The organism is Bacillus sp. FSL E2-0195 (assembly GCF_038003645.1).
Lineage (GTDB): Bacteria > Bacillota > Bacilli > Bacillales > Bacillaceae_G > Bacillus_A > Bacillus_A mycoides.
This window is the reverse complement of sequence record NZ_JBBOPN010000001.1, coordinates 3,327,123-3,345,651: the sequence shown is the minus strand read 5'-3', so window position 1 is coordinate 3,345,651 and position 18,529 is coordinate 3,327,123. Positions and strand designations below refer to the sequence as shown.

The 18,529-nt window shown below is 34.7% G+C and carries 22 protein-coding genes and 1 pseudogene; 16 read left to right on the top strand and 7 right to left on the bottom strand.

Features of this window, described 5'->3' with window-relative positions:
• Nucleotides 1-84 precede the first annotated feature (84 nt).
• Complete coding sequence (locus MHH59_RS17265) at nucleotides 85-549, bottom strand: DMT family transporter (protein ID WP_002014128.1); 465 nt, start codon at nucleotides 547-549, stop codon at nucleotides 85-87.
• A gap of 13 nt (nucleotides 550-562) precedes the next feature.
• Nucleotides 563-985 (bottom strand): DMT family transporter, encoded by a 423-nt coding sequence (locus tag MHH59_RS17260; protein WP_002185273.1) that lies wholly within the window; start codon nucleotides 983-985, stop codon nucleotides 563-565.
• A 134-nt stretch (nucleotides 986-1,119) separates the two neighbouring features.
• On the opposite strand from MHH59_RS17260, the gene yeiL reads away from it, so the two are divergent.
• The 5 genes and pseudogenes from yeiL (at nucleotide 1,120) to MHH59_RS17235 (ending at nucleotide 4,110) form a co-directional block, all read left to right on the top strand.
• Nucleotides 1,120-1,812 (top strand): transcriptional regulator YeiL, encoded by a 693-nt coding sequence (gene yeiL, locus MHH59_RS17255; protein ID WP_002185277.1) that lies wholly within the window; start codon nucleotides 1,120-1,122, stop codon nucleotides 1,810-1,812.
• A 13-nt stretch (nucleotides 1,813-1,825) separates the two neighbouring features.
• Nucleotides 1,826-2,179, top strand: a complete 354-nt coding sequence (locus MHH59_RS17250) for a glyoxalase superfamily protein (RefSeq protein ID WP_002014124.1) — start codon at nucleotides 1,826-1,828, stop codon at nucleotides 2,177-2,179.
• A 42-nt stretch (nucleotides 2,180-2,221) separates the two neighbouring features.
• A pseudogene (locus tag MHH59_RS17245) lies at nucleotides 2,222-2,399 on the top strand (metallophosphoesterase family protein); the annotation flags it as partial.
• 131 nt (nucleotides 2,400-2,530) lie between these two features.
• On the top strand, nucleotides 2,531-3,565 hold the full coding sequence (locus tag MHH59_RS17240) for a flavin-containing monooxygenase (RefSeq protein WP_340851931.1): 1,035 nt from the start codon (nucleotides 2,531-2,533) through the stop codon (nucleotides 3,563-3,565).
• 296 nt (nucleotides 3,566-3,861) lie between these two features.
• Nucleotides 3,862-4,110: a hypothetical protein gene (locus MHH59_RS17235; RefSeq protein ID WP_002087603.1), complete on the top strand. Its 249-nt coding sequence runs from the start codon at nucleotides 3,862-3,864 to the stop codon at nucleotides 4,108-4,110.
• A 48-nt stretch (nucleotides 4,111-4,158) separates the two neighbouring features.
• On the opposite strand, the gene MHH59_RS17230 is transcribed toward MHH59_RS17235, so the two are convergent.
• On the bottom strand, nucleotides 4,159-5,196 hold the full coding sequence (locus tag MHH59_RS17230) for a serine hydrolase domain-containing protein (RefSeq protein WP_002185284.1): 1,038 nt from the start codon (nucleotides 5,194-5,196) through the stop codon (nucleotides 4,159-4,161).
• A 110-nt stretch (nucleotides 5,197-5,306) separates the two neighbouring features.
• Complete coding sequence (locus MHH59_RS17225) at nucleotides 5,307-5,501, bottom strand: hypothetical protein (protein WP_002087600.1); 195 nt, start codon at nucleotides 5,499-5,501, stop codon at nucleotides 5,307-5,309.
• 280 nt (nucleotides 5,502-5,781) lie between these two features.
• Between MHH59_RS17225 and MHH59_RS17220 the strand changes: the two genes are divergently transcribed.
• Nucleotides 5,782-6,063: a hypothetical protein gene (locus tag MHH59_RS17220; protein WP_340851929.1), complete on the top strand. Its 282-nt coding sequence runs from the start codon at nucleotides 5,782-5,784 to the stop codon at nucleotides 6,061-6,063.
• 29 nt (nucleotides 6,064-6,092) lie between these two features.
• Here the strand turns inward: MHH59_RS17220 and MHH59_RS17215 are convergent, their stop codons facing one another.
• The gene (locus MHH59_RS17215) at nucleotides 6,093-6,365 is read right to left on the bottom strand and encodes a DUF3784 domain-containing protein (protein ID WP_340852971.1); all 273 of its coding nucleotides are present in this window, start codon (nucleotides 6,363-6,365) and stop codon (nucleotides 6,093-6,095) included.
• A gap of 187 nt (nucleotides 6,366-6,552) precedes the next feature.
• On the opposite strand from MHH59_RS17215, the gene bla2 reads away from it, so the two are divergent.
• The 7 genes from bla2 to MHH59_RS17180 all read left to right on the top strand — a co-directional run bounded on the left by bla2 (nucleotide 6,553) and on the right by MHH59_RS17180 (nucleotide 14,821).
• Entirely contained in the window at nucleotides 6,553-7,326 is a 774-nt protein-coding gene (bla2, locus tag MHH59_RS17210; RefSeq protein ID WP_002128375.1) for a BcII family subclass B1 metallo-beta-lactamase, read from the top strand.
• Between the two features lie 733 nt (nucleotides 7,327-8,059).
• On the top strand, nucleotides 8,060-9,346 hold the full coding sequence (gene hcp, locus MHH59_RS17205) for a hydroxylamine reductase (RefSeq protein ID WP_340851926.1): 1,287 nt from the start codon (nucleotides 8,060-8,062) through the stop codon (nucleotides 9,344-9,346).
• Nucleotides 9,347-9,927: 581 nt separating this feature from the next.
• The gene (locus tag MHH59_RS17200) at nucleotides 9,928-10,248 is read left to right on the top strand and encodes a PadR family transcriptional regulator (protein ID WP_340851924.1); all 321 of its coding nucleotides are present in this window, start codon (nucleotides 9,928-9,930) and stop codon (nucleotides 10,246-10,248) included.
• Between the two features lie 75 nt (nucleotides 10,249-10,323).
• Nucleotides 10,324-10,665, top strand: a complete 342-nt coding sequence (locus MHH59_RS17195; RefSeq protein ID WP_002014108.1) for a DUF1048 domain-containing protein — start codon at nucleotides 10,324-10,326, stop codon at nucleotides 10,663-10,665.
• Between the two features lie 168 nt (nucleotides 10,666-10,833).
• Nucleotides 10,834-11,595: an ABC transporter ATP-binding protein gene (locus MHH59_RS17190; protein WP_002167904.1), complete on the top strand. Its 762-nt coding sequence runs from the start codon at nucleotides 10,834-10,836 to the stop codon at nucleotides 11,593-11,595.
• On the top strand, nucleotides 11,596-12,345 hold the full coding sequence (locus MHH59_RS17185; RefSeq protein WP_002014105.1) for an ABC transporter permease: 750 nt from the start codon (nucleotides 11,596-11,598) through the stop codon (nucleotides 12,343-12,345). It abuts the gene before it with no gap.
• 1,156 nt (nucleotides 12,346-13,501) lie between these two features.
• Nucleotides 13,502-14,821: an aromatic amino acid transport family protein gene (locus MHH59_RS17180; protein ID WP_002128366.1), complete on the top strand. Its 1,320-nt coding sequence runs from the start codon at nucleotides 13,502-13,504 to the stop codon at nucleotides 14,819-14,821.
• 292 nt (nucleotides 14,822-15,113) lie between these two features.
• On the opposite strand, the gene MHH59_RS17175 is transcribed toward MHH59_RS17180, so the two are convergent.
• Nucleotides 15,114-16,076, bottom strand: a complete 963-nt coding sequence (locus MHH59_RS17175; protein ID WP_340851921.1) for a helix-turn-helix transcriptional regulator — start codon at nucleotides 16,074-16,076, stop codon at nucleotides 15,114-15,116.
• Between the two features lie 110 nt (nucleotides 16,077-16,186).
• Here MHH59_RS17175 and MHH59_RS17170 point away from each other — a divergent pair, with 110 nt between their 5' ends.
• The 3 genes from MHH59_RS17170 to MHH59_RS17160 all read left to right on the top strand — a co-directional run bounded on the left by MHH59_RS17170 (nucleotide 16,187) and on the right by MHH59_RS17160 (nucleotide 17,585).
• On the top strand, nucleotides 16,187-16,666 hold the full coding sequence (locus MHH59_RS17170) for a GyrI-like domain-containing protein (RefSeq protein ID WP_002167907.1): 480 nt from the start codon (nucleotides 16,187-16,189) through the stop codon (nucleotides 16,664-16,666).
• Nucleotides 16,653-17,162, top strand: coding sequence for a hypothetical protein (locus MHH59_RS17165; protein ID WP_002185291.1), 510 nt, complete (start codon nucleotides 16,653-16,655; stop codon nucleotides 17,160-17,162). The genes MHH59_RS17170 and MHH59_RS17165 overlap by 14 nt, the downstream gene beginning before the upstream one ends.
• 165 nt (nucleotides 17,163-17,327) lie before the next feature.
• Nucleotides 17,328-17,585, top strand: a complete 258-nt coding sequence (locus MHH59_RS17160; protein WP_002128363.1) for a DUF3963 domain-containing protein — start codon at nucleotides 17,328-17,330, stop codon at nucleotides 17,583-17,585.
• Nucleotides 17,586-17,700: 115 nt separating this feature from the next.
• On the opposite strand, the gene MHH59_RS17155 is transcribed toward MHH59_RS17160, so the two are convergent.
• Nucleotides 17,701-18,459 (bottom strand): NAD-dependent epimerase/dehydratase family protein, encoded by a 759-nt coding sequence (locus MHH59_RS17155; protein WP_340851918.1) that lies wholly within the window; start codon nucleotides 18,457-18,459, stop codon nucleotides 17,701-17,703.
• Nucleotides 18,460-18,529: the final 70 nt, after the last annotated feature.

Here is an 18,529-nt window from a genome sequence, read left to right as displayed (position 1 = left end):
TGATTTTCTTAATAGGGTATTCTCCTCTCTATGGCTTCATGTGAAGAGCTTTTCTATTAATATATGATAGGTAAGCGTAAAGTATTATAGTTGAACGTGGTTATGCTTCACGGTTTTTATAGGGCGATCAACGAGTAAATTGTAAGTGAGCCCTATTAATACGAGAATTCCACCAATAATTTTTCCGGTTGATAGTTCGTGTGACAGGAAGAAATCGATGATAGTCCCCGTAAACAATTGTCCGATGAAGATGAGTAACGTTAAATAAAATGCTGATATTTTAGGAGTAATATAGTTTGATAATGAGATGACGATAACGCCTACTAATCCGCCTAAGTATACAGCGATAGGTATGGATTGTAACGTATGACTAGAAATATACAACGAATCTGAACTGAAAATTAAAAATAACATGGAGAAAAATAATCCAGTAATATAATTGAAAAATGTGCCTTCCCAATTTCCAATTTCCTTTGCTAAATTCGCGTTAATAATTCTAGCAACAACGATAGAAACACCAGCTAAAATAGCGATACAAATATATAACATTTTCTTACCTCCATTAATAAATTGTCATGACTATAATTCCAGAAGAGATGAATAATAATCCAATTAATTTTTTCTTATCAAACTTCGAAACTTTCATTCCTAATAAACCAAAATGATCAATAACTATGGAAGCGATGGATTGACCAAGTAAGCTTAATGCAATCGTAATAGAGGCACCAAGAGCAGAGAAACTTATATTATTAAAAAGAACAGTGAATACTCCAATTGCCCCAGCGCTATATAAAAAAAGTGGAATACCTTTATCAAAATGGAGTTTATTTTTGTTAAGGATTAAAACGAAAATAACTGCTATTAAACCGACAAGATGAATGACAACACTCGCTGTATAATTACCGATTATTTCAGATAAAATCCCATTCAATGGGAGCATAATGGCAATAAGCACACCAATAAAGACAGAAAGAAAGTTATACAATGTAATATCCCCTTTTTATATTCCATATTTGTAATGACTGTATCATGCTGAAATTGTGTATTACTATGACATATGTCATAGTGAAAGAAGAAAATTTTGTTTACAATTGGGATGAGTTGTAAAGGCGGGGAACTATGAAGAAAGTATGTAATTCTAATAAATTAGCAGAGTATATGAAACAAAATAATATTGATTCATTTTTTAGTAGTGATATGAAACCATATATGGAACTTATCTTTTTTAAAAAGAATGAGTTCATTTGCAGAGAAAACGAAGAGATAGATTATTTATATTTCTTTGTTGAAGGAAAAGCGAAAGCGTTTAACACATTAAGTAACGGGAAATCTGTATTATTATGTTTTTATGACGGTTTGCAGTTGCTAGGAGATGTAGAGTTAATTCACTCTCAAAGAATCAATTCAAACGTACAAGTTATGGCAGACTCATATTGTGTTGGGCTACCTTTAGGGAAAGTGAGAAACCAATTATTTCATGATGCGAAATTTTTAAGATGTATTTGCGGTTCTTTAGCCCATAAATTAAATCGACTTTCAAAAAATAGTACAATTAATTTACTGTATCCACTTGAAAATCGACTTGCGAGTTACATGTTAGCAGCAGGGGAACGGGCGGTTCAGCACGGAAATAGAATTGTGTTTAGTGGGAATTTAACGGAAATAGCTGAATTGTTAGGGACGAGTTATCGGCATTTATTACGTACATTAAATGTTTTTTGTGATAAAGAAATTATAAAGAAAAATAATGGTTGCTTTGAAGTGATGAATGTAGATGTTTTGCGGGAATTGGCGGCGGATGTTTATAAATAGGAGGGTATTATAAATGATTACACCTATATTTAGAATTTTTGATATTGAAAAGGCTCAGTTATTTTACTTGAATTTTTTAGGGTTTAAACTGGATTGGGAACATCGGTATGAGGAAAATATGCCATTATATATGCAAATTTCGTTAAATGATACTGTAATACATCTATCTGAACATCATGGGGATGCTTCACCAGGCGGTGCAATTCGTGTGAAAATAGAGGATTTAAAAAGTTATTATGCTATTTTATCAAGTAAAGATTATGCGTATTCAAAACCTGATATAGAGAGAACACCTTGGGATACAATTGAATTAACTGTGATTGATCCGTTCTCAAATAGAATTACATTTTATGAGGAAAGGGTTTAGAAATTGAGGTGTTATAAATAATTTATCAAAGTAGGGGTTACAATGAAGAGAAAAATAGCGATGATTTCAGATATTAATGGGAATAGTCACGCTTTAAAGGCGGTATTAAAAGATATTCGAAATGATAATAAATTTAGGTGATAGTGTGTATGGGCCGTTAGATCCTTTGGGGACAATTGAAATATTAATGAGTAACGAGATGATACATATTAAGGGGAGTTTACTTTATAGTGAACTGCTCTTTTTTATTTTGGATAGATATTGAATTATAAAAAAATAAAATGTTATGATTATGGAAACGCATGAACATATGAACATGTATTCATGTGTTTGTGAGAAGGAGGAATTGGAATGAAAGATATAATTATCGTTGGAGCTGGTCAAGCTGGATTAACAATGGGATACTACTTGAAGCAGGAAGGATATAGTTTCTTATTACTTGAGGCGGGAAACCGAATTGGCGATTCTTGGAGAGACCGCTATGATTCTTTGCAGCTCTTCACACCAAGGGAATATAGTAGTTTACCAGGTATGATATTAAAAGGAGAAGGGAGTGGATTTCCATGTAAAGATGAAATTGCAATTTATTTAGAAGAATATGCAAGGTATTTTCAATTGCCGGTACAATTACAGACTCAAGTTTTAAAAATAAGAAAAGAGAAAGAAATATTTGAATTACACACTCCTACAGAAATTTTACAATCGAAAAAAGTTATTATCGCATCAGGTGGTTTTCAGCAATCATTCATCCCCTCATTTTCACAACATCTTTCATCACATATTTTTCAAATACATTCATCACAATATAAATCACCATTACAAATTCCAAAGGGAAAAGTACTTGTAGTAGGTGGTGGGAATTCAGGCATGCAAATAGCAGTAGAACTTGCAAAAACTCATGAAGTTACAATGGCTATAAGTCATCCGTTAACCTTTTTACCGTTATATCTTTTTAGAAAAAGCATTTTTAATTGGTTAGAAAAAATGGGTTTATTGTATGCCGAAATACATACAAAGAGAGGAAGGTGGTTTCAGAAGCGAAAGGATCCCATTTTTGGTTTTGAAGGTAAGGAACTTATTCGTAGTGGAGCAATAAAACTACAGGGAAAAGTGGTAAGTGCATCAGGAAATAATATTATGTTTCAGAATGGTGGCACGTATAGTGCACAAAGTATTATATGGTCTACTGGTTTTGTTCAAGATTATAAATGGATTGAAATAGAAAAGGCAGTGAATATGAATGGATTGCCTAATCATACAAAGGGAATGAGTCCAGTAAGAGGATTGTATTATATTGGACTGCCGTGGCAATCTCAAAGGGGTTCTGCGCTTATTTGTGGTGTAGGAAAGGATGCGGTGTATTTGCTTTCTGAAATCAAAAAATAGATCAGTAGCAACAGCTACTGATCATCCATATGTACATGAATTAGGAGAGGTCAAACATTTCAAACGTTTATTAGCTTTAGTATAATAGATTTTCATGAAATAAAAAACTGAAAATTGTAATTTTTTGTTGAGAAAGTTTTTTGTATCGAAATATATAAAAAAAAGGGGATTTCTATTGAAAGAAAATATGATATTTATATTTTAGTAAATTATGATATAGTCTATATAAGATTCTTTTCCTTAAATTAGGTTTTTTGTATAGTAATTACATTCGCAGTTGGAAAGGGGAAAAAATTGTGAAGTTTGATGATCAACGTCTACTAGGAATACGATTAGGTTCTGTACTCATAACAGAAGAAAATCAATATTTAGTAATTAAGAAGAAAGATCATTATGCACTATTAAACATACATAATTTAGAATGCACACATGTCGAAGTGCAGTTAGAGCATATTGAAGAACTGCTGCATGAAGATTTCCAAGAAAGTATAACTGAAATTATCGCACCAGAACATATTAAAATTGTGGTGAAAAATGTTATATAAAGAAAGAAGCTGGGAGAATCAGCTTCTTTCTTTGTTTTACTTCGTTAATTATAAGGATAACATTTTTAAAATCTCACCAATAATCCCATCCTTTTGATGAACACCTAAATCCGAGTTCGTTATAATAACAGCGCCATTACCTCGGTATGGATTACATACCATCATACATTGAAATCCAACACCCCAGCCAAGTGAATGAATTTGTAAGTCTTCATTAGAATACTCTAGAAAAACACCTAACCCAGTCCATTTGGTGCATCCTTGAGGAGAAATCATATCTTGTACTGTTTTTTGAGAAAGTTCCAGTTTGCTATTTCCCTGTAAGGACTGAATGATTTCAATAATTAAAGTTGATAAGTCAGTTGGTGTTGTCCAAATGCCTGAAGCAGCTGCGAATGGATAAAATGGATACTTCTCATTTGTAACGGTGCCATCTTTATTATGTCCACAAGCAAATGTATCTAATTTATTTATATCTTCAGTAGGGAATACCGTACTATTCTTCAGTTGAAGTGGTTGAAAGATATATTCTTCAAGTAAAAGGTTAAATCGTTTTCCAGTTATATTTTCAAGTAGTAGTTCGATAATACAAAAATTTGCGTCAGAGTAGTGGAATTGGCTTTCTGGTGCATAAGTTACTTCTATAGGTACTGGGCAATATAATGTTTTACCAGCAAGGAGCTTAGGGATTTTAGGTATTCCTTGCACTAGCTTATAATGTTCAAAACTATTGGGAGGATCAATGATTCCAGATTGGTGACTTAATAAGTTTCGCAGCGTGACTTTTTTCTGTGAAGTAAATAGATTGGTAGGGATGTTCCAAGATGTGAGTTTATCATTTACGTCTTCATCTAAATATACGATTCCTTGATCTGATAACGTTAGTACAAGCATTGAAGTGATGAATTTGCTAATAGAACAAGAATTGAATATGGAATCCGTAGTGACAGTTCTAGTTGTTCCAGATTCAAGTGTTCCGAAAGCAGTAGCTTCATCAAGTTTACCGTCACGTATAACGGCAAAGCTTAACCCTGCAACAGAATATTGGTTCATTTTCTCATATATATTGTTACTTTTTAAGTTCATAGTGACTCCTTTCTTTTAAAAACAGAATATTAACTTTACTATACAGTAGTAAATAGAGAGAAAAGGAAAACACTTCATCTTTTATCGATGAAGTGTTTTCTTAGTTTAAGTTAATTCGAAGTAAATGCTTTAAAAAATTTATCTCTGTACATGTACATAAGCCATGAGGCTGTTATAAAGGAAATAAAGATTTGTTTGTTTTTAATTGGTGCATTGAAAACAAGCCAACCAACTATATCAAATAACAAATGTAGTGCAATTGAAAGAACTACAAATTGTAGTAACGTCTTAAAAAATCTCTTCATAAAGTGTCCCCTAAAATAAAAGGTTTTATCCCGCATTAACGGGCAGTAAAACTCCCACCTCAAAATTCGACTGGGGCAAAGAAGTTAGGTGGGAGTCGGGCTGCCCGTAAACACCCGATTGGTGAAGACTAATAATCAGTGGGGGACGAACAAAACCCCCACTGATTAAAGTTTCACTTTATCAACAATGTTGTATATTACTATTATACATTAAATGTGTCCTGTGGTAAAATTTACATAAATTACTTAAATAAAACAATGCTAGTGAGGAGGAACAGTCTTGGAATTTTGGATTGTCATACCGATAGCGGCCTTTGGATTTATGTATCTCGCTGAAAAATTAAATAAAATCGAAAAGAAAGCAGATACGCGTTTAAAGAGGATGGAAGATAGATTACAATTAATTTCGAAAGAAATGGGAATTGTAGATAGAGAACCTGAAATTAATAAAGAATTACGCCAGCTTGTGGAAGAAGGAAAAACAGTTACAGCAATTAAGAGAGTAAGAGAGGCTTTTGGATTTTCATTGTTAGAAGCGAAGCAATATGTTGATAAGTTATAAAAAAGATCATCCAATTGGATGGTCTTTTTTTACTGAACCATACGTGTATTTACATAAGCAGCGATTATAACGTGGCCAATAATAATGATGGGAAATATAATTTTAACATTAGGAGTAATGAAGACACTGCCAATTGTGGTAATAACACCAGCAATTAAATTATAAAGACCAACTATTTTTGATAACTTCACTTTGTCAGGTACACGGCGTTCATTGAATCCTGATAAGAGCCAAGTGTATTGTTTTACTCCGATGAAATAAGCTAGTGCAAATGAAATGATGGCTAGTATGAATGTTATTATTTAACAAAATACAATGGTGATTTTAAGTTTAATAGAAAAAAGGAAAGTTAAGTTTTAAATCGTACAGAATTTTGTGCGCTTTTTATTAATGGTATGAAAAATATGTAAAAAAAGATGGAACAAACATTTGAGACGAATTGTCTAATATAGGAAATAACTATTTAGTTTGAAAGAAGGGGTGGAGAAAATGAAAAAGAATATATTATTAAAAGTAGGGGTATGTGTTAGTTTACTAGGAACAATTCAATTTGTTAGCACAATTTCTTCTGTGAAAGCGGAACAAAAGCTAGAGCAAAAAGTAATAAAGAATGAGACAGGAACTATTTCAATTTCTCAGTTAAACAAAAATGTATGGGTTCATACTGAGTTAGGTTATTTTAATGGAGTAGCAGTTCCTTCGAACGGTCTAGTTCTTAACACTTCTAAAGGGTTAGTGCTTGTCGATTCTTCTTGGGATGATAAGTTAACGAAGGAACTAATAGAGATGGTAGAAAAGAAATTTCAGAAGCGCGTAACGGATGTCATTATTACACATGCGCATGCTGATCGAATTGGCGGGATAAAAACGTTGAAAGAAAGAGGCATTAAAGCGCATAGTACAGCATTAACTGCGGAACTAGCAAAGAAAAATGGATATGAAGAGCCACTTGGAGACTTACAAACAATTACGAATATGAAGTTTGGAAATATAAAAGTAGAAACGTTCTATCCAGGGAAAGGGCATACAGAAGATAATATTGTCGTATGGTTACCGCAATACAACATTTTAGCTGGAGGCTGTTTAGTGAAATCTGCGGAAGCTAAAGATTTAGGGAATGTTGCTGATGCATATGTAAATGAATGGTCGATATCGATTGAGAATGTATTGAACCGATATGGAAATACGAATTCAGTAGTACCTGGTCATGGTGATATAGGTGATAAAGGATTGCTTTTACATACACTGAATTTGTTGAAATAAGAAACAAGAAATAAAGTAATAATGAAGCGAATTGTAGATTTAAGAAATTTTTGGAATACAAAAGAGAGGAGAAAACTATTTCCTCCTCTTTTTCTTTTAACTATATTGAAATGCCGAAGCTATTGATTACGCCTAAATATGTTACTGAGATTTTAATTCCAAGTATACAAATACCAGTACCGTCATAATTGCTATAACAACATAAGTAACATCAAGCATTATAAGTGTCTTTAAAGTTTCAGTCATCCTAATTCACCCCTGTTATAAAAATATAACATGACCTCTTATCAATTAAATAAGAGATCATAAAGATAACAATGTACATGAAATTTCTTAAGTAGTTTCTATATAAATATATCATATAAATAATGTAAAAAATGTTAAGATGGTGTAAATGTATTGTAAATAAAGAGGTTTCCTATAAAATCTTTAATCAAAAAATTGATAGTTCTTCAAAATGAAAAAACGCTATTCTTTCTGTTGAATGATAGAATAGCGTTTTTGTATGCTTATTAGTTGCTAATAGTTCTCTAAATCAATTATCTAGCTATTTGAAAGCATCAACAAAGTTGTCCATTTTTCTGTATGTTTTTTTGATGTCAATAAAAAAATTATGTCAACAATATGAACTGTCACAAATTTATATATATTATTGTGATTGATATCACATCCCTTTTTCTCAATGGGTATTATGCTTAATTTGTAACGAATGATTGGGAGAGGGTGGGATGATATGTTTTGTTATCAATGTGAACAAACGCCAACAGGCGGATGTAAAGTGATGGGTGTTTGTGGTAAGAATGAAACAATTGCAAGTTTACAAGATACGATTGTGTTCGGATTAAAAGGAATAGCGGCTTATCGTACGCATGCTGCGCAGCTAGGGTATACAGATGCATTTGTAGATGCTACAACTCAAGAAGCGCTATATATGACATTAACAAATTCTAACTTTAATGAACAAGAACATATTGATATGGCTATGAAAGTAGGGAAATCGGCTTTACGAGTAATGGAGTTATTAGATGAGGCACATACGAATCACTTTGGTGTTCCGGAGCCTGTTCAAATTACGCAGAACCATGTAGAAGGTAAGGCAATTGTAGTTACTGGTCATAATTTATTTGCATTAGAAGAGTTATTAAAGCAAACAGAAGGAAAAGAAATTAACATTTATACGCATTCTGAAATGCTACCAGCACACGGATATCCACAACTGAAAAAATATAAACATTTAAAAGGAAACATTGGTAAGGCATGGTATGATCAACGACGCCTTTTCGAAAAATTTACAGGTGCCATATTAGCTACAACGAACTGTGTTATGCCAATTAAAGGATCATACTCTGATCGATTCTTTTCATATGATATTGCAGGTTTAGAGGGTGTACAAAAAATTGAAAATGATGATTTTGCACCATTGATTCAAAAAGCGCTTGAACTTCCAGAAGTACATATGGAGTCGGATGAGCAGTTAGTAACAGGGCTTCATCATAATACAGTATTATCATTAGCTCCGGAAATTATTAATGCAGTAAAAGAAGGAAAGATTAAGCGTTTCTTTGTCATCGCAGGTTGTGATGCCCCAGGAAAAGGCGGGGAATATTATCGTGAATTAGCAACGTCGCTTCCGCCAGAAACGGTTATTTTAACAACTTCTTGCGGGAAATTCCGTTTTAATGATGTGAGTTATGGTGTTGTACCTGGTACGGAGATTCCGCGTTACATTGATTTAGGACAATGCAATAATTCAATTTCTACAGTGAAAATAGCGGCCGCTTTAGCAGATGCTTTCCAATGTGAAGTGAATGAATTGCCAGTAAGTATTGTCTTATCATGGTTTGAACAAAAAGCGGTTGCTATTTTACTTGGGCTATTTAGTCTTGGAATTCAAGATATTCGCATTGGTCCAAAGGCGCCTGAATTTATTTCACCTGGCGTGCTTGATGTATTACAAGAGACATTCGGTTTAAAACTAATTACAACCGCAGCAGAAGATATGAATATGATGTTATCGTAACAAAAGGATGTCCTATATGTAGAGTTGACTTTATAAAGAGTTTGTATGTATTCGCAAGCTCATGTATTAGATGCACAGGTGCATTAGTAGAAGGACAAAAAAATGATCCGTCTTTTTAATAAGGAGAGCTATCCACATTCATTAACTTCGGAATATTATAACGCCCAAAATAAATATGCGGAATTTTTGTTTTGGGTATTTCCTTTTCTTAGCTGGATAGGTATGTGGTGAGATTTCTTAAGAAGAAAATAGGCAGTATCCAATAGATAATAGCGGATTTAAGAAAAAATTTAAAAATCGAGTTGACATTCCATCTACATAGTCATACAATGTAGTGGTAATGAGTAATACTTAATAGCGTAGTTTTTAAAAATATATTCAGTATCCAATAGGCAAAAGCGGATTTAAGAAAAAATTTAAAAATCGAGTTGACATTCCATCTACTTAGTCATACAATGTAGTTGTAATAAGTAATACTGAATAGTAAGGCTTCTCAAAAGCTATTCAGTAAAAATTAGCCTTAGTACTCTGTGATACTGAATATAAGTCAGACAGAATAGGGGGTAAAGGAGGATCAGAATATGGAAAATTTAACTGAAATGCTGAAAGGTTCGCTGGAAGGATGTGTTCTGGAAATCATTAGCCGCCGTGAAACTTATGGCTATGAGATTACCCGCCACCTGAATGAGCTTGGGTTTACTGAAGTCGTGGAAGGAACGGTCTATACCATCCTTGTGCGATTAGAGAAGAAAAAACTTGTGAATATTGAAAAGAAACCGTCAGACATGGGGCCGCCTCGCAAGTTTTATTCACTAAATGAGGATGGCCTTCAGGAGCTTGAATTATTTTGGAGAAAATGGGATTTTGTATCATCAAAAATTAACGTCTTGAAGTCAAACTAGCCTCATAAGATTAAATATTCGGCCGATATTTTGGGAGTTTCTTGTTCTGCTTTATAAAAAAGGAGGAAAAATAATATGTTGGAAATGTTCAAAAAATTAATTGGTGATAAAAAAGAGTACAAAATGATGATGGCACGTGTTGGAGCTCTGCCAGAGGACTATCAGTTTGTGTTTAAGAAAATTCAAAACTACATGTGGAATTTCTCAGCTGGTAACGGGATGGATATGCTACACATACAGTATGAACTAATCGATTTGTTTGAAGCCGGTGCGGCGGAAGGCAGACAAGTGCTAGAAATCACTGGGGAGGACGTGGCATCCTTTGCTGACGAACTAGTGGCAAACGCTAAAACTTATGTTTCCAAGTATCGTGAAGATTTGAATGAAAGTATTATGAAGCAATTGAGAAAAAAATAAATGCAACAGGTAATACCGACTGATTAGCTGGTTACAAATGTGAATTGACGCCATTGCTATTCAGTTATATTTTTAAATCAGTACTAAGTAATACAGATTATCAGTAATACTAAATAGAGGGTGTAGGCAGTCTATCTTTACAAAACATTTTTTAAGGAGGAAAAAAGCATGACCAATACAGCGATTTCTGTAAAAGGATTAAAAAAATCCTTTAAAGATAAGGAAGTGTTAAAAGGGGTAGATTTTGAAGTGCAGCGTGGCTCCATTTTCGCACTGCTGGGCTCAAATGGAGCGGGCAAGACGACGATAGTCAATATCCTCTCGACGCTGATGAAGCAAGATGGCGGCGAAGTAGGTATTTGTGGTTTTGACGTTCAGCGTCAACCGGATCATGTTCGTCAAAGTATCAGTCTGACAGGGCAGTTTGCAGCTTTAGACGGAATGCTCACGGGGAGAGAAAACTTGATAATGATTGCCAATTTGCGTGGAGTTTCTAGTCCTGCTCAAGTCGCTGATAATTTGCTTGCAAGATTTAGCCTGACTGATGCAGCCAACCAGAGGGCAGACCAGTATTCAGGTGGGATGAAGCGCCGGCTTGACATCGCGATGAGTTTGATCGGAACGCCAGCAGTCATTTTTCTCGATGAACCGACGACAGGGCTTGACCCTGAAGCGCGTATTGAAGTGTGGGATACAGTCAAGGAACTTGCCGGCGGCGGCACGACTATCTTGCTCACGACCCAGTACCTCGAGGAAGCCGAACAACTGGCGGACCGTATCGCTATCTTGCATGGCGGGAAAATTATCACGACTGGTACTCTTACAGAACTTAAAGAGATGTTCCCGCCAACAAAAGTGGAGTATATTGAGAAGCAGCCGACATTGGAAGAAATTTTCCTTGCGATCATTGGCAAAAAGGAGGAGATGTAAATGAAGAGCAAAACAGGGGTATTATTAGGGCGTTTAATGCGCAACATTATGCGCAGTCCGGATACAATTATTACGGTAGCGATTACGCCGATTATGATGATGCTGTTGTTTGTCTACGTATTTGGCGGCGCCATAAAGACAGGAACGGATAACTACGTCAATTATTTATTGCCGGGAATCTTGCTGATGGCTATCGCATCCGGTGTCGCTTACACTTCCGTACGGTTGTTTACGGATGTAAAGAGCGGGCTGATGGCACGTTTCATTACTATGCCTATCAAGCGTTCGTCGGTATTATGGGCTCACGTATTAACATCACTTGTTGCTAATGTGCTTACTATCGTGGTGGTTATCCTTGTTGCGCTCTTAATGGGCTTCCGTTCCAGTGCTAATATTCTGGATTGGCTCGCGGTAGCTGGAATACTCGGGATGTTTACGCTGGCGCTGACATGGTTGGCTATCATTCCTGGGTTGACAGCGAAGTCTATGGAAGGGGCGACAGCCTACTCGTACCCACTAATTTTTCTGCCCTTTATTAGTTCGGCCTTTGTTCCTACCGAAACTATGCCAAAAATTGTTCGTGCGTTCGCTGAAAACCAGCCTGTGACTTCAATCGTGAATGCGATTCGTGCCCTCTTATATGAAGGGACTGTTGGCAACGATATTTGGATTGCACTTGCTTGGTGTGTGGGCATTATGGTTATCGCTTACTTCTTCGCCGGCAAAGCATTTAAACGTCAGTTAGGGTAACACCACCAGTTCGGTGCACAATGGCAACTAAATCTTCTGGAATAATATATATATGGGAAAATGGATTTAAATCACATTAATCTTAGTTATTGCTATAATTGTTAGTATTCTTACTGGTTATGCAGTTGGTACGTAAGTAGGCTCAGACGTTGAGAAAAAGCAGACTGAGAGAGTTAAAAGGGAAGAGATAATATTTTGACCTCAATTCTAATTGCCATATAATAAATGCAATTTTTATACATGAAAAGCCCACCTATTTCCGTAGGTGGGCTATATCTTTACTACACAATTCGAAAGGATACTCTCTTTTTCTGAATATGTAATTATCCATATTTAGAAAAAACTACACTTAATAAATATTACATATAGTAAATGGAAACTTATGGTGTAATTCTTTTAACAGGCTTAACATGATAACCATTATATAAGGTGCGTAGGCTCCTTTGAAAAAGTTCTTCTTTTCTGAAAAATGAATATTGATTCGTTATATGTAATAAAAATTCATGATAATAATTTTATGTTTTCTAAATTTATTCCTTTACATCAATGTGTATTATTTATTACAACAGCTTTCATGTCAAAGATAAGATGTGAAAGCAAAGGGAAATATAAGTATCTTTATAACGAGTTCCTAATATAATTAATGTGTTAACGAAAGGAACTCTGTATTATGTTTGCTTTTCTATTAACTAATACAGCTTCAAAAAATAGACACAATTGTTACATACCAATTGTAATTTATTATCTATTCATAATTCTGTTTATTCTGTCTTTCTAAAAATAAAAAAATATTAGACTCGCAAATATAAACGTTATAATGAGGGCGTCGAGAGGTAACCGATTACCTACGAAGAAAATATCAAACATTTTAAAATTGGACAGACTGAAACGATTAATTACAGAAAGGTGTGTGACCAGAAGGGGAATTTCTTCAAAATAGTTTAGTAGCAGCGGACATCGTATTAGCTGGTGTAAACAATATCATCAATGGAAGTATAGGGTTGGAGGATAAATGCCTCGCACATTAAGAGAGACAGCTTTAGGTGGAATCGTTTACAATATGGCGCATCTAGTAAGCGGTTCATTTTTTAAGAATGGTCTATATTCTTAAGCCTAAAAAGAGACGTAAGAATAGGATACAAGGGGGATTTATTATATGAATGGGAATACTGCAAAAAAAATAGAATTTCAAGCTGAAAATAATGCAGTGAAAAATGAGAACTATCTAGATCCTAAAAAGTGGCATAAACAAGATACTACTTGGGCATTGAGCCTTTTTGGAACAGCAATTGGAGCAGGAGTACTCTTTTTACCTATTAATGCAGGTTCAGGTGGTTTATTATCATTACTGTTAATTACGATACTTGCATTTCCTGTTATGTATTACTCACATAGGGCGCTTGCTAAAATGATATACGCTTCTAATTCTGCTGATCAGGGGATTACAGGTACAATTAGAGAGTATTTCGGAAATAAGGCAAGTATCATTTTTAACATCGTATATTTCGGCTCAATTTATACAATCGTACTGATGTATTCGGTTGCGCTTACAAATACTGCAAGTAGTTTTATCGTGCATCAATTGCACATGCCGGAGCCTCCAAGGGCCATTTTATCGCTTGTATTAGTGCTTGGTCTTATCGCTATACTAAATTTTGGTCAAGATATTACTGTAAAGATCATGAGTATGCTAGTGTATCCTTTCATAGCTTCTTTACTTTTTATCGCAATATCTTTGATCCCGCAGTGGAATACGTCAATGCTTAGCTTTTCAAGTGTTTCTACTGCTTCAACAGGAACAGGATATTTTGGAACGATATTGATGATACTACCAATCATCGTATTCTCATTTAATCATTCACCTATGATTTCATCATTCGTTGTGAAACAGAGAGCTACGTATGGAATAGAAGCTACTGATGCCAAATGTGCACAAATACAAAAGGTTTGTTATATCATGACATTCGTGGTTGTTATGTTCTTCGTCTGGAGCAGTACATTGAGTTTGACTCCAGAGGATCTTAAAATGGCAAAAGAGCAGAACTTATCGATCCTTTCATATCTTGCTAATGAGCTTAATTCGCCTGTAATCACTATTGCAGCTCCTATCATTGCTTTTGTGGCTATTACAAAGTCTTTCCTTGGCCATTATATAGGGGCATATGAGGTAATGCGTGACGTAATTATCAAGTTTGGAAAAACACGCGGAAAAGCTATCGAAGAAAAAACAGTTAAGACAATGATTCTTTCTTTTGTCGTATTAACATGCTGGTATGTTGCTTATGCAAATCCAAGTATTCTTGGAATCATTGATTCCCTTAGCGGTCCGTTAGTTGCTGCTATCTTATGTCTATTACCAATGTATGCGATTCGTAAAGTACCAGTACTAGCTAAATACAGAGGAAAAATGAGCAATGTGTTTGTCATTGTTGTAGGTATACTTACTGTCCTAGCAAGTATTAAGTCATTATTCTAATTCGTTATTGTTAGTTCAAGTGCTAAAATAGTGGGATATGAATAAAGAATGAAAGAGATTATGGATAAGATAAATCCACATTCGAATTTTAAACAAGTAATTTAATGAGGGTTAAACTCTAATATAAAAAGACATGAACAAAGATTAGTTCATGTCTTTTTTGTGTTGGCGTTATTCTTAGAAGAGCGTTTAAAGTAGCGGTAGTAAATAAAATGTTTTTACTAGGTATTTGAATAGAAGTAACTGGCATCTAGTCAAACTCAATATTATTTTGGGTTTAACTGGTCACTGCTTATGGGCAGTATAAACATAATCTCTCTTTTAAACCTTCTAACACTTCTTCAGGCACTTCCTTGATTTTGATATCTTTACCTAGGAAAAGTAGCCAATTTGTTATTTCTGTTAATTCATCGAGATTGTTAACATTGATAAAAGTCTTTAGAATGGCTGTGGATTGGTAAGGATTAGTATAGGAAATATAAATTTTTATAGGATGGTATTTTTTGAACTGGGCAATCGCTTTTTGACCAAGTTCAAGTACAAGGTTGATTGCCTCGTCCTTCTTACTTAGTTTTTCTAAAATTTTTTTCTTACTTAATCTCTTTTTCGTCGTATAGGGTTCGACATTGATGAGATGATCGACAGGGAGCATCTTCTTTTTTTCTTCTTTTATGTCAAAGGCTTCAATTATCCAATGGCTTTTTTCTTGATAAAGGTGTAGTAGATAAATTGGATAAGACTTGATTTCTTCCTCTTCTTTTACGGTAATCAATAAATGACTATCCAAAAGAAGGATTTGGATGAGTTTTTCTAACATAGGATGGGGGAGGTCAGAAAGCTCAAGTAGGTCAGGATTATGAGGGTTAGTTCCTTCAAAAAGCAAGATTTGATTTAAAAGAACAAGGTCATCCTGCTGGATTTCTGAGATGAGTCCTAGTAATTTTTCGGCTAAAGACTGACGACTCTTTAGATAGGGAAGTTGTTGATTTCTTGTGGCCATAAAGGCAATAAAAAGAGCTTTGACCTCATTATCAGTAAAGCGAACAACGGGCAGGATAGAGTTATGCATGACAAAATATCCTCCATCCCTGCCAACTTCAGCGACGAGCGGCATCCCCATGGCTTCAATTTCTCTAATGTCTCTAATAGCTGTCGATCGTGAGATGTTAAATTCTCGTATGATTTCAGAAATTGTAAAGTGGGAGCGGTTGTTAATATAGCGCATGATCGTATTAATCCGTTCAACTTTTTTCATGTTGGTCTCCTAAACAGTATCATTTTTTGACATGATTTAAAGATATTATAAACTCATCAAGTGAAAAGATAAATCGCTTGATTAATTTAAAAGTGAGGAAGGTTTTAAATATGAAAAATTATACAATAGAAGAAAAAGATAGCTTTATCGTGTTAGGTATTGGAACTGAACTTAAGAGCCACTATACAGACTTTGCGGGCATAAACAAGGAAAAGGCAGACTTTTGGCTGGCCGTCGAACAAGATGGAAGGTTGGACACTTTAAAAGCTTTAGCTACAAATGATTACATTTTTTCTGTGAGTGAAGCGGTGAATAACAAGATGATGTATTACGCTGGTGTCATGACAGAGGCAACGATACAAGAAGAATCTAGAGTTATCCAGTTTCCGAGGGGAGAATACCTAGTAGTTAAAGGGGAAGGCAATACAGCTGAGGAGCTAAGTAATAAGCTTACTGGTATTGCATTTGGTCAAGCATTAGCAGAAGAAAAAGATTTTGCCTATGTTGGTGGGCCAAATACAACAGTTGAGATGGGGCAGCGAAACGGCTTAGTATTTGGTGAAATATGGATTCCAGTTGTTAGGAAGTAAAGTATTAAAAGGAGAGATGGAATTGTCCGATATCGTTGATTTTAAAAACGTAACTACAGCTGGCATGGAGTCTTCACCTGTAGCAGAAGCACTTGCTGGTTTACGTGCCCATGAAGCACGTTACTTTATGAATAAATACAAGCATGAATTTACGGTTGTACCAGCTAGTGAAAGCGAGAAGACTCTTGATTATGTGAACCGCATTTTGAAAGAAGAACGTGATATTGAGTTTGCGGCAAAACCTTTAGAAACATCGTGTTTTCAAGTGGAAAATATTAAATTTGCCTATGTCTTCTATGAGGATGGTCTTGCAGTCAACGTCATGTATACGTTGGATAACCCAAAGAAGCGGGCTGTTGGATTTAAGCTTTCTGAGGGAATGGAGATACCAACGGAGTTAGTAGAGAAGTTTAAGTTTGCTAGACAGAAGTCTAAACTTGCTGGAACAATTCGAGGTTCGTTTTTTGTAATAAAAGGAGAATATAGTGTAAGTTGAAGAATCATTCATTTGTTATATTGAGTTATTTTTTAAAAGGCGCGATTAAGGCTAACAATCTTAAATTGTTAGCCTTTTTTTACATAAGTATAATATTCATAGTCTGCTACACACTACGTTCAGATAAAATAGAACGAAAGGAAATTACCGTAGGGTGGTGGTGGCGTGAGCAAAAAAAGGCTATTTGAGTTATTCTTAGTAACTTTTGCTTTACTATTCCTTCATGTAAGCACATTTACTAATGAAAAATTGAATGATAAATTTGGTAACTTTACCTTCTTTGTTGTATTTCTCATGTTTTATATCAACGTTGCATTTATAGAACGGTATTTTGATGATATACAAAAGTGGATTCGAAATATCACATTTCTTCTTGCCTTGTTAGTAGTAACTTTAATATCACTATGGATAGGTTACTTTTAAAGCCTTGTGATTAAGGAAATTTTGTTTTGTTATCTTTCCTTAACAACAAACAAGACGCCAACCAGATCATGGTAGCGCCTACTATAATATAATATCTTTTCTAGATATGCCTTTATCAAGAATCAAAGAATTTAATACCACTTAGTACAAAAGCATCAGAACTTGGGCTATAACCAACTAACTTTCTTGTTCCTTCAATATCAATTCGTTTAAACCTGTTGTTAGATACACCATGTAAAATTGAAAATGGAGGTAAGTTCTTTGCCGTCATCGACTTTAAGAGAAGGTCCATAAAATCTTCTGGGCTTAAGTATGCACTCATATCTCTAGCTGTTAGTGGTTTACCATATGGATTATAATCATCATATGCACCTATACGAATAGCAAGACTTTGTAACCCTTCTTCATAAGCAAAATAAGAAGCAACAGCCTCTGCAAAACACTTACTTACCCCGTACATATTTTTGGGTCTCGTGGGTGAATAAGCATGTGGTTGATAATCCAAAGGATAGCCTTCAATTGTTTGAGCACTGGAAGCAACTATCACTTTGGATACATTATTATCACTAGCAGCTCTAAAAATATTATAGGTTCCCTTTATATGATTTTCTAATAAGGAGCCATAAAAATCAGCATTTGGCGAAGGATTACCTGCCAAGTGTATAACTATATCTATACCTTTCGTAAATTCTTGACAAGCAGCTAAACCAGAAACATCTAAATATATGATTTCATGATTTGTATCTTTAAAAGTTTCTAAAGCAGATAAGTTAATATCTGCTAGCCGTAACTGGTAATTCCCTTGCTTATCTAGGAATCTTGTAACATCTTGGCCAATCTTACCTGCAGCACCTGTAACTAAAATTTTTTGCATTTCACTTCATCCTTCCATAAAAAATACATCCCTTGTCAAGGGTCATATAATAGAGCATGCACTTATTGTA

Excerpts from the sequence above, each read along its gene's own strand:
- MHH59_RS17265 (WP_002014128.1), bottom strand. The coding sequence starts at position 549 with ATGTTATATATTTGTATCGCTATTTTAGCTGGTGTTTCTATCGTTGTT.
- yeiL (WP_002185277.1), top strand. The coding sequence starts at position 1,120 with ATGAAGAAAGTATGTAATTCTAATAAATTAGCAGAGTATATGAAACAA.
- MHH59_RS17250 (WP_002014124.1), top strand. The coding sequence starts at position 1,826 with ATGATTACACCTATATTTAGAATTTTTGATATTGAAAAGGCTCAGTTA.
- MHH59_RS17240 (WP_340851931.1), top strand. The coding sequence starts at position 2,531 with ATGAAAGATATAATTATCGTTGGAGCTGGTCAAGCTGGATTAACAATG.
- MHH59_RS17230 (WP_002185284.1), bottom strand. The coding sequence starts at position 5,196 with ATGAACTTAAAAAGTAACAATATATATGAGAAAATGAACCAATATTCT.
- MHH59_RS17225 (WP_002087600.1), bottom strand. The coding sequence starts at position 5,501 with ATGAAGAGATTTTTTAAGACGTTACTACAATTTGTAGTTCTTTCAATT.
- bla2 (WP_002128375.1), top strand. The coding sequence starts at position 6,553 with ATGAAAAAGAATATATTATTAAAAGTAGGGGTATGTGTTAGTTTACTA.
- hcp (WP_340851926.1), top strand. The coding sequence starts at position 8,060 with ATGTTTTGTTATCAATGTGAACAAACGCCAACAGGCGGATGTAAAGTG.
- MHH59_RS17200 (WP_340851924.1), top strand. The coding sequence starts at position 9,928 with ATGGAAAATTTAACTGAAATGCTGAAAGGTTCGCTGGAAGGATGTGTT.
- MHH59_RS17195 (WP_002014108.1), top strand. The coding sequence starts at position 10,324 with ATGTTGGAAATGTTCAAAAAATTAATTGGTGATAAAAAAGAGTACAAA.
- MHH59_RS17190 (WP_002167904.1), top strand. The coding sequence starts at position 10,834 with ATGACCAATACAGCGATTTCTGTAAAAGGATTAAAAAAATCCTTTAAA.
- MHH59_RS17185 (WP_002014105.1), top strand. The coding sequence starts at position 11,596 with ATGAAGAGCAAAACAGGGGTATTATTAGGGCGTTTAATGCGCAACATT.
- MHH59_RS17180 (WP_002128366.1), top strand. The coding sequence starts at position 13,502 with ATGAATGGGAATACTGCAAAAAAAATAGAATTTCAAGCTGAAAATAAT.
- MHH59_RS17175 (WP_340851921.1), bottom strand. The coding sequence starts at position 16,076 with ATGAAAAAAGTTGAACGGATTAATACGATCATGCGCTATATTAACAAC.
- MHH59_RS17170 (WP_002167907.1), top strand. The coding sequence starts at position 16,187 with ATGAAAAATTATACAATAGAAGAAAAAGATAGCTTTATCGTGTTAGGT.
- MHH59_RS17155 (WP_340851918.1), bottom strand. The coding sequence starts at position 18,459 with ATGCAAAAAATTTTAGTTACAGGTGCTGCAGGTAAGATTGGCCAAGAT.